Raw genomic sequence first — 10078 nt, 5'->3', positions numbered from 1 at the left:
TTAACCCTTTTGTGCCTTAAGTCCTTTCCTGTATGAATTTCAGCTACTTTTGAGCGTAGTTGCTCTCATCGAATTTTATTTTAAGTTAATTATTTGCATAACAATTCCCGAAGAGCCACTTTTAGTAATCATTACCAGTAGATGAAAAAATTTTGATAGATGTATTAATTCTCTCTAAAGCCTTATCTTTTTGATAAATACCACCAGCTAAATTTTTAGTCAAAAATGGTTCAGATTTTATTAATCTAGAATACTTGTCTTGTAATTCACTATTGGAGAGATTGACTAAAGTATCTAAATTTTTGGCAACTCCTAAGAGAATTCCCTCAGCAATAACTTTACTGGTTTTGAGAGGTTCCTTTTTGAAGATTCTATCATAAATCAAGTCAACAGTTTGCTTAAATAATTGATCTTTATCTTGAATAAAATCTTCGTGAGCAAATCTATATTTATACATATAATCATTTAAAAATCCTGTCAATTTCCCCTTGTAGTTGTTGTAGTCATCATAAAAAGCAAAGAAACGAAGCACTAATTCTTCATCTTCAAATCGAGATGCTTTTTGCTGCTTTCGATCCATCAGCAAAAGCCAGTTTTCATATTGAGCGCATTCTTTTAAAAAACTATTAAACTTGCCATTATAGATACAATTTCTGATCTCCTGATTATTGAGTTTTACTCCACCGGTATTTAAGCGATGGAAAATGGTAAAAATATAAGTATTATGAGCTTTTTCGCTGGAGTCATAGCGAATCATGGTGATGGGAATAGTCATATTTTCTACGCGTTCATATAATTCTTCATGCTGAGTTTTTATTTCTTCAACTGTTTTTCCAGAAATAGACGAATCTACATCAGCTAATTTTGATAGCTTCCAATTTTCAGTAGTTAAAAATTTGACGATGGTACTAATTCGTTGTAATCCATCAATGATATAGCGTTTATCTGTCTTATAGTCAAGACTAATACACATACTAGGAATCGGTAACTGTTTCATTAAACTATCAATAAAACGAGTTTGTTGTGCCTCACTCCACACCACATCTCTTTGAAAATCTGGATCGATAACCAATTGTTTTTTTTGATACATTCTAACTAGATCAGAGCAGGAACGCTGCTCATTATAAGCAATAATATCTACAGGAGGAAAATCCACATCATCTTCTTCCTCTCGATACTTTTCTTCTTCGGCTGCTAGTAATTTCTCTTCTTGACTGAGATAATTAACCATAATTTTTTTCCCTCCTAATATCTATAAAATCTCTAAAAAAGGCTCATCAGGTATTGTCCGATCAATACAACAACAAATCAGACCCAAAAACGAAGCCACTAACATCTTAACATAGAACAAAGAAACTTGCTCTACCAACTTGGTCAAGAGGGAAATTTATCTCTCGGATGCTATCTACTGAAAATTGGGATAAAACCGCAAGTGAAATCAATCGAGTGACCGAAAAACTTTTCCAAAAGATTCCCGTCGAAAAAAGAAAAACCTTTACTTGTGACAAGGTAAAAGAATTTTTTGGACATCAAGAGTTGAGTCAGAAATCAATTGAATATTTTCCCAGTTTTTCGAGCGCTTACAGTTAATTTTCGCTGGTTAGGGGGTTTAATTTTGACTAAGCGATCGTTGGAGGGCTCTTCTAGGTTCTATGTGATCAGTTTAACTTACATAGGATCGATCAATCTTTGTGTCCTTTGTGTCTCTGTGGTTCCTTCCACCCCCTCGCTAGGAGAAATGTATCTTAGAATACATTTTACCCACCAAATCCAAGAGAGCCGTTGGAGAAATAAGTCAACATTTATGACGTTGCAATTCTTCATTAAGAATCACTCAAATGGTAGCTCAAGCTGCTTAAAGTCTGGATAGTTATCTATGTCCTTGTTTTCTTGCATACCCTTATCACCGACAGCACTACAAACTTCTCCCCAATCAGCAAAATATTCGTTAAAGTATCTGAAAGGGTATTGGCTGTACTTTTCTATATCTTCTCTGGTTGGTTTTCGCCCTATTTTTAGCGCTATATCTCTCACTTCTAGCTGTAAAGTTTTTTTAGAAACATCATATTTTTGTTTTTTAATACGATTAACTCTACTATTTTTAACCTGAGGAATAATATCTCTTTTAGCAAATGGATCAAGACCATTTTCTAACTCTATATGTCTTTGTTCAGCTAAAGAATGATACTGCTCAGAAATTTCAATGCCAATGTATCGTCTGTTCATGATAGAGGCAACAAGAGTAGTTGTACCAGAGCCATTAAAGGGGTCTAATACTACATCATTTTCCTCGGTAAATATAGTGAGAATACGTTTCATTAGTGTTGGAGGTAGTTGACATGGGTGATCTACACGTTTTGAATTATGCTTGAGTCTATGAATGTCCCACCATATATTAGTTAACGGTTCTCTATCTACTGTTTTATTTTTATTTCTTTTTTTTATACATTGCTCTCTAATACAATACCATTCTTTTAAAGAAAAATTATAATCATAAATACTTTCATTGCTAATTTTTTTAATTTCTGGTTCACCTTTGCTTAGGCACAAAATACCATAATGTGCAGGCATTATTTGTCTCACAGGAAGACTAAGACTTTCCCAAACTATCCAATTTTGAAATTCTAAAACTTCTTGGCTAAATTCATAGTATTTAGCCAAGTATATAGGAATATTGAGGAGTGCTAGAGTTTTTCCATTCTTTAATACTCTAGCCAGTTCATTGACCCATTCAATACACCACTTTATGTATTGATTATTATCCTGACAATCATTCCATATATCATATTTTTTTTGGATATTGTAAGGAGGATCGGCAAAAACAAAATCTATTGAATTATTTGGTAATAATCGTAGATAATTTAAGCAATCATCATTAATTAGTAGATTGCTTTTAATCAAATTATTTGGTTGTTTGTATATGACATTATTAGTTGTATTTTCTATAGGTTTTATTTTTTGATTATTGTCAATGGTGGCAAAATAATTTTGTAGATCTATATAGTACAGAAATTGATATGGTTCTAAACCAAAAAGATCCTTTATTCTTTCAAGAATATCTTGAGGTATTTTTTGATGAGAATAACTTATGTCCCTCCACACATCTGACATTAATGTTCCAAATGGACTATATAAATGTTTTTTACCTCCATAATCTTTTGTCGTTTTATTACAGGAGGGACAATAAGAATACTGAATTAAAGTTTTATTATGCTTTAAAGGTGAACGGTATTTAGTAAACATCGTCAAAGATACATGGTTATCTAACATATAGCTCTCATCCATTAATGCTTGACTTCTTTTGATAGCAATCCATAGCTTGAAATATGTAGATTTTTCTAAAAACGATATGACTTGACAGGCAATTTCTGCATTGGACAATATACACAATACACTTTTATCATCTAATTCATTTGCAAAACTAATTAAGTAATCTTTAAGATTAGATATTTCTTTGAGTTTACATTGTTTAATAGTCGAAAGATGAAGAAAATAGACATTAGATTTTTTGCCTATAGTTTGATAATTATCTTCTAACGCATCGGGCTGTATTTCAATAATTTTTAGTGGCAGACAATTTTCACTTTTGTGGGTCATTTTTAATTGAATCCTCCATAGTTTTAGCTAAACGCTTAAGATCATTTTCACTAAAGTTAACAACACAGTCACTAAAATCAATTAAGTCTTGTATAAAAGAACTTCTCTCAAAATTTCCCGCTCCATCAACTACATAAGCAACCTTATGGTGCTGTCTGTTTAAAATTTCTCGTCTATCTCTAGCCAATTTTCCTTTCCTTTCTACAACACTGTTAGTAGTAAATTGAAATGATACTTCAATACCCCAGTAAGGTGGTTGATCATGAGGTGGTATTCCCACTATATCAAATTTGGTTAGTGTTCTACCCTCATTTTGACTTATTCCTGGTATAGATTTTCTAGAAAAATCCCACTCAGGTAAATATACTTTCAATTTTTCTCTAATGTATTCTTGAGCAAGCTGACCCATTCTATTCGATTTTGCTCCCCCAGTAATTTTACTAACCCAGATGTAACGATGCTTAATATATTCTTCCAGAAGTCTAATGTTACCTATCATAGCACCAAGAATACATTTTTGTTCTATTTCATCAGGAACATTTATAGAGGTTGCCAAACCACCGAACATTATTAGCATAATAACATCTCGGATTTCTTGGCTAAGAGAACAAGGTTTTAATATCCCCTCCCCGTCCAAACCCAAACTTCTATTATTCCATGTAGCTCTATTTTTCAAAGAAACAAACTGGTATTGATAAATTTTGTCTCGAAATATAAACTCAAAATCTTTAGAATAAAAATCATCAGAAAGTTCTGAAGAGAATCGTTTTAAATTTTCTCCACCAATATCAGATAGAACACAGAGATGTTTTAAAAATAGATTAGGATAAAGTTCATCACATAGCTCTAAGGCTGTTATCCATGAGAATGGATCTTTAGATGCTATTCTTAATATACTGATAAAACTTTCTTGAGTTCGTATTAGCAAGGGAATTATACTAGATAGTTTTTCTTTTTCTGCTAATTCAACTGGCCAATATATCAAGGCAGTTTTCTTAAGATCGCTAACATTCATATTTTTCTTAATCTTGAATTTCCATAAGTTTAAGTTTGTATAAGCAACTAAGAGTGCTTTATTAAAAAATAAAGCACCCTTTTAATTTAGCTTAGAACTCTCCTTTTAAAGCGGCATTACAGCGCTCACAAATAGTGGGATCATCGGCAAATTTTCCCACTTGAGTGGAATAATTCCAACAGCGATCGCATTTTTCGCCGTCTGCTTTGACAATTCCCACCGAAACAAAGTCCGATTCTCCCTTATATTCTGCGGTTTGAATTGCGCTAATATCCCTGACTAATTCCACTTGAGAAGAGAGAAATAGATAACGCAATTCATCGACTTTATTCCCCGTCAAACTATCACAATTGTTGAATAATTCTAACTCCTGTTTTAAGGTTTCATCGGGAACATAAAGTAAAACTTTTGCCTCTAAAGAAGCACCGATCGCTTTATCATTTCTGGCAGTTTCCATCACCTTATTAACTTCGGTGCGTAGCTGACGTAATTTCGCCCATTTATCGGCCAATTCGCGATTATTCCAAGCAGGATCGATGTTTAGCCATCCTGACTCAAACACCGATAAATAAGGAGTTTTGTAGGGGAGAAATTGCCAGATATCTTCCGCTAGATGAGACAGGACAGGAGCGATCGCTTTAGCGAGATTTTCTAAAGCAATAGCATAGACTGTTTGACAACTGCGACGACGGAAAGAATTAGGATCAGAAATATATAAACGATCCTTAGCGATGTCGATATAAAAGTTAGATAAATCGACAACACAAAAATTCTGTACCGTCTGGAAAAAGCGGAAAAATTGGAAACTTTCAAAAGCTGCCGTAACTTCTGTAAACACTTCCGAGATACGATGTAACATATAGCGATCGATCTCTGGTAGATTTTCATAAGCTACCGCATCTTTAACGGGATCAAAATCATTTAAACTCCCCAGTAAAAACCTGGCAGTATTACGGATTTTATTACGGATATCTACCAACTGTTTGAGAATATTTTGACCGATATTCACATCATTGGTATAGTCCACCGAGGACACCCATAACCGAATCACATCCACCCCATAAGCGGGTTCTTTTTTCTGGTCTTTACCACCATTAATGATCACATTAGGATCGATGACATTACCCAGAGATTTACTCATTTTTCGTCCCTGTTCATCCAAAACAAAACCGTGAGTTAACACCGTTTTATAGGGAGCAATACCATTAGCAGCGACACTGGTTAATAAACTCGATTGAAACCATCCCCGATGCTGATCCGATCCTTCTAGATACATATCCGCAGGATAACTTAATTCTGGTCGAGCATTAGCCACTGCATTCCAACTAGAACCAGAATCAAACCACACATCCATAGTATCCATTCCCTTGCGATAACTGCGACCATTATCGCGATAACTGGGAGGTAATAATTCCTCTACGGATAACTCCCACCAAGCATTAGAACCCTTGACTGCGAAGATAGCTTGAACGTGATTAATCGTCTCCTCCGTTAACAGAGGTTCATTCGTTTCTTCGTCATAAAAAACAGGAATAGGAACCCCCCAACTGCGCTGACGAGAGATACACCAATCGCTTCTTTCACTGACCATAGAAGTGATGCGATTCTTACCTGTTGCAGGAATCCAACGCACCGAATCAATCGCTTCTAAAGCTAATTCTCGGAATCCTTCCACAGAAGCAAACCATTGTTCTGTTGCGCGGAAAATTGTCGGTTTTTTGGTTCTCCAATCGTAGGGATATTTATGCTGGTATGCTTCCTCTTTCAGTAACGCACCCTTTTCTGTCAGTGCTAAAATGATTGCTTCATTGGCATCTTTCAAGACATTTAAACCCGCAAATTGTCCCGCTTCTGCGGTGAAATTTCCCTTATCATCGACGGGAGAAAGTATCGGTAAACCGTAACGTTGGCCGACGATATAATCCTCCTGACCATGACCGGGAGCAGTATGAACTAATCCAGTGCCGGAATCGGTGGTGACATAATCCCCACCGATGAGAATAGCACTTTCTCTGTCAAACAAAGGATGACGATATTTAGTATGTTCTAATTCCAGACCTTTAACCGTTGCTTTAATCGTCAAAGTCCGGTTAAAAGTGTCGGCCAATTTTTCGACTAAATCCGTCGCTACAATTAGATAATTAGACTCGCTAGTTTCCACCACTGAATAGTTTAATTCTGGGTTTAATGCGACGGCCAAATTCCCGGGTAAAGTCCAGGGAGTAGTCGTCCAGATAGCGACGGATAAATTAGGCAAAAATGACGTTAAAACCGGGGTTGAAACTGACGTAATTGGGAAAGCAACATAGACACTGCGAGAAGTGTGACCTTCGGGATATTCTAATTCGGCCTCAGCTAAAGCGGTTTGAGAACTGGGACTCCAGTGAACCGGTTTTAGTCCCCGATAAATATAACCTTTCAGGGCCATTTTTCCGAATACGGCAATTTGAGCGGCCTCGTATTCAGGTTGTAGGGTTAAATAGGGATTTTCCCAGTCTCCCCAGACTCCATACCTTTTGAAACCTTCACACTGTTCTTTTTGCGTTTGAAGGGCAAAATCGTGGGCTTTCTGACGTAATTTCAAAGGGGTTAGACCCTCTTTTTCCGAGCTTTTGAGACTTTGTAAAACCTTCAGTTCGATCGGCAACCCGTGACAATCCCAACCCGGCACATAGCGCACTTTGTAGCCTTGCAGCAGTTTATATTTATTGATAATGTCTTTGAGAATTTTATTTAAAGCATGACCGATATGCAGAGACCCGTTAGCGTAGGGTGGTCCATCGTGGAGAATAAATAATTCTTTGGGATTATTTTGCGCTAATTTCTCATATATTTGCTCATCTTGCCAGAATTTCTGGATTTCTGGCTCACGTTTGCTGGCATTTGCTCGCATATCAAAGTCAGTTTGGGGCAAATTAACGGTATCTTTGTAACTTTTAGCGTTGGACATTCTGGCAAACCTATGGATATCAATCGTTTTCGGGATTCATTCCTAAATAACGTCTCTTTGAGAGTCGTTATTTCTATTTTGTCACTTGTAATATTTATATTACAAGTGACAATCATTGATCTATTAGTCTACCGAGATTGAGTCCAAGAGCAATGATTCCGAAAGGCTATAATTTAGTTATTCGAGAATGGGGAGCATGAGGACCATGGTGACGAATCCTAATTTTTTTTATGTCTCTCCAGAAGTGTATCTAGAAGGGGAAAGAGTCAGTCCGATCAAGCACGAGTACCGAAAAGGACGGATTTATGCGATGGTAGGGGCAAAAAAGCCGCATATTGTCTTAAATACTAATCTAGCCACTTTATTGAATATCCATCTCGATGATAGTCCCTGTCTTGTTCTCACTTCCGATATCAAAGTCCGGTTAGAGGAGGCAAATTGTTATTATTATCCCGATATTGCGGTGGTTTGTGACGAGAGAGAGATTAACAATACCGATGATTTTATTCTCTATCCCGTTCTGATTATTGAAGTATTATCGAAATCTACGGAATCCTTTGATAGGGGTGATAAATTTAGTGATTATCAAACCTGTCCCACCTTAAAAGAATACATTCTTATCCATCAAAACCAGATGAAAATCGAATGTCACCGTCGCGAGGATTCGGGAATCTGGAAAGAACAGATCTATGAAGCCGGAGATGAGGTAGAATTTACCCGTGTAGGATTCCGGGGATCGATCGCTTCTATCTATCGCAAAGTCCCCGGTTTGGTATGATTACAATTCTTTTTTGACATCGCACTTTTATGTCCCTAGGGATAGGGGTATATCTGTCTCCCTTTGCCTAAAAACCGAGATGATCAAGCATTTAATTCTATTTATCAAACCTGTAGGAAGTTTTCGTTTTGGGTAGCTGTTCGTCAATACCAAATTAGGTTATACTTTATGTCTATGGGAAGCGATCGCTGTTAGTTTCCCACTGCCCTAGGGAACAATAAACATAGCTGAAAGACAGCGCTTGATCATGTAAGGTCAGGGCAAACCCTAATTACTGTCATAATATTTCTCAAAAAAAGAGGAGAAAAAAGCAAGTTCTGCCTTTCTCTCCTCCAGTCTAGCGATTAATTACATTGAAACAGCAGTGAGTAATTTTTAATTACTATTCACCGCTTTAGTAAGCACCGTTATTTTTGGGAAAAACCACAACACCGATAGTTCTGAAGATTACCCAGATATCGGTTAACCAGTTACGCGAATTAACATAATACACATCCATCTGCACCCGCAGGGGATAGGGGATGTCATTACGTCCGGAAACTTGCCATAAACCAGTCAAACCGGGGCGAATAGTTAAAACTTTGTCGATGCGATTGCCATATTTCTGCAATTCTTCGGGAACTAAAGGCCGCGGACCGACGACGCTCATATCTCCTCGCAGGACGTTCCAGAATTGGGGAAACTCGTCTAAACTGGTTAAGCGGAGAAACTTGCCAATCCAAGTTATACGGGGATCGTCCTTAAGCTTGAAATTATCCTCGAATTCCGCCCGCAGTTGGGGAGAGTCTTCCATCAGTCTCTCTAATACCTTATCCGCATCCATTACCATAGTACGAAACTTGATACAGTTGAAATGCTGGAAGTTTTGACCGACGCGCTTCTGCACATAGAAGACCGGACCGGGGGAACTAATCGCGATCAATAAGGCTAAGATTAAATAAAGCGGCGAAAAGAAAATTAGAACCGATAGGGAGAAAACGATATCGAATAATCGTTTTGAGGTATCGCCGTCTAAAGCTATTAACCAAGATTTTTGATGCCGTCTACCAGAGACCGAAGGTTTGAACCCTCGCTTCATCAAAGCTTGTAGAGCCTTGACGGAGATAAGTTGGCTATTAGCAGTCATCTTACTCCTTCACATCACACACACCACACAGTACCCATGATAAAGCCACAAGACCGAAAAAACAAGTCTTCAGGCCAATAACTGGCACGGGCCATTTTAGAGCCTTTGTACTGAAAAATCTCTAATTAGGGTTTGCGGCAAAAAGTTTGTTGGTGGGGTTAGGAGTCAGTAGTCAGAATTCAGGAGATTATTTTTATTTATTCTCCCCGCTCCCATCTCCCCCGCTCCCCGCTCCCCGCTCCCTTCTCCCCTGCTCTCCTATGCCTTTTAAACAGGATTTAGTATTAAGCTAAGACGTATTTAAACCGCTTATTCTTAGATTAGCCGAATCTCCCCCCCCCCTCTTTAGGGTCGTTTCATTCTCTCAAATGTCATTATCTCAAATCCTTATCTGCCAACGTTTTTAGTCGATTTCTCGGAATAAATAGCTGAAAATTTTTAAAAACGTCGTGCTTTGCTTACCGCATAAGCGATTAAAGGTAGCAAAAAAAAGAGGTTCTTCGGTTTGTGTTATGTAATGGACGGGGGTTATAAGGGATGAAACCCTGATCTAGAAAGACATTGCTGCGATTTTTGCCAATTGTTTTCGATCTAGAACTAGCTAATCAATTA

Annotated in this window: 6 protein-coding genes and 1 pseudogene; 2 read left to right on the top strand and 5 right to left on the bottom strand. The window is 37.3% G+C overall.

Going from position 1 to position 10078, the window contains the following annotated elements:
- Positions 1-121: 121 nt before the first annotated feature.
- Positions 122-1231: a DUF262 domain-containing protein gene (locus tag EWV84_RS07035; protein ID WP_287077423.1), complete on the bottom strand. Its 1110-nt coding sequence runs from the start codon at positions 1229-1231 to the stop codon at positions 122-124.
- A 188-nt stretch (positions 1232-1419) separates the two neighbouring features.
- On the opposite strand from EWV84_RS07035, the pseudogene EWV84_RS07030 reads away from it, so the two are divergent.
- Positions 1420-1548: pseudogene (locus EWV84_RS07030) on the top strand (IS30 family transposase); the annotation flags it as partial.
- 282 nt (positions 1549-1830) lie between these two features.
- On the opposite strand, the gene EWV84_RS07025 reads toward EWV84_RS07030, so the two are convergent.
- From EWV84_RS07025 to ileS, 3 genes are all read right to left on the bottom strand, one after another.
- The gene (locus EWV84_RS07025) at positions 1831-3597 is read right to left on the bottom strand and encodes a DNA methyltransferase (RefSeq protein WP_287077421.1); all 1767 of its coding nucleotides are present in this window, start codon (positions 3595-3597) and stop codon (positions 1831-1833) included.
- Positions 3581-4612: a hypothetical protein gene (locus tag EWV84_RS07020; protein ID WP_287077419.1), complete on the bottom strand. Its 1032-nt coding sequence runs from the start codon at positions 4610-4612 to the stop codon at positions 3581-3583. Before EWV84_RS07020 ends, EWV84_RS07025 begins: the two co-directional genes overlap by 17 nt.
- Before the next feature lie 91 nt (positions 4613-4703).
- Positions 4704-7562, bottom strand: a complete 2859-nt coding sequence (gene ileS / locus EWV84_RS07015) for an isoleucine--tRNA ligase (protein WP_287077417.1) — start codon at positions 7560-7562, stop codon at positions 4704-4706.
- 205 nt (positions 7563-7767) lie between these two features.
- On the opposite strand from ileS, the gene EWV84_RS07010 reads away from it, so the two are divergent.
- On the top strand, positions 7768-8340 hold the full coding sequence (locus EWV84_RS07010; RefSeq protein ID WP_287077415.1) for a Uma2 family endonuclease: 573 nt from the start codon (positions 7768-7770) through the stop codon (positions 8338-8340).
- A gap of 394 nt (positions 8341-8734) precedes the next feature.
- On the opposite strand, the gene EWV84_RS07005 is transcribed toward EWV84_RS07010, so the two are convergent.
- Complete coding sequence (locus EWV84_RS07005) at positions 8735-9466, bottom strand: undecaprenyl-phosphate galactose phosphotransferase family protein (RefSeq protein ID WP_002760967.1); 732 nt, start codon at positions 9464-9466, stop codon at positions 8735-8737.
- Between the last annotated feature and the right edge of the window lie 612 nt (positions 9467-10078).

The organism is Microcystis sp. M_QC_C_20170808_M3Col (assembly GCF_007095505.1).
GTDB lineage: Bacteria > Cyanobacteriota > Cyanobacteriia > Cyanobacteriales > Microcystaceae > Microcystis.
Note: the sequence above shows the minus strand (reverse complement) of the source record. Positions and strands in the feature narration are given on the sequence as shown.

What these genes read in the sequence shown, in the direction of transcription:
- EWV84_RS07035 (WP_287077423.1), bottom strand. Translation starts at nt 1,231, where the DNA reads ATGGTTAATTATCTCAGTCAAGAAGAGAAATTACTAGCAGCCGAAGAA.
- EWV84_RS07025 (WP_287077421.1), bottom strand. Translation starts at nt 3,597, where the DNA reads ATGACCCACAAAAGTGAAAATTGTCTGCCACTAAAAATTATTGAAATA.
- EWV84_RS07020 (WP_287077419.1), bottom strand. Translation starts at nt 4,612, where the DNA reads ATGAATGTTAGCGATCTTAAGAAAACTGCCTTGATATATTGGCCAGTT.
- ileS (WP_287077417.1), bottom strand. Translation starts at nt 7,562, where the DNA reads ATGTCCAACGCTAAAAGTTACAAAGATACCGTTAATTTGCCCCAAACT.
- EWV84_RS07010 (WP_287077415.1), top strand. Translation starts at nt 7,768, where the DNA reads ATGGTGACGAATCCTAATTTTTTTTATGTCTCTCCAGAAGTGTATCTA.
- EWV84_RS07005 (WP_002760967.1), bottom strand. Translation starts at nt 9,466, where the DNA reads ATGACTGCTAATAGCCAACTTATCTCCGTCAAGGCTCTACAAGCTTTG.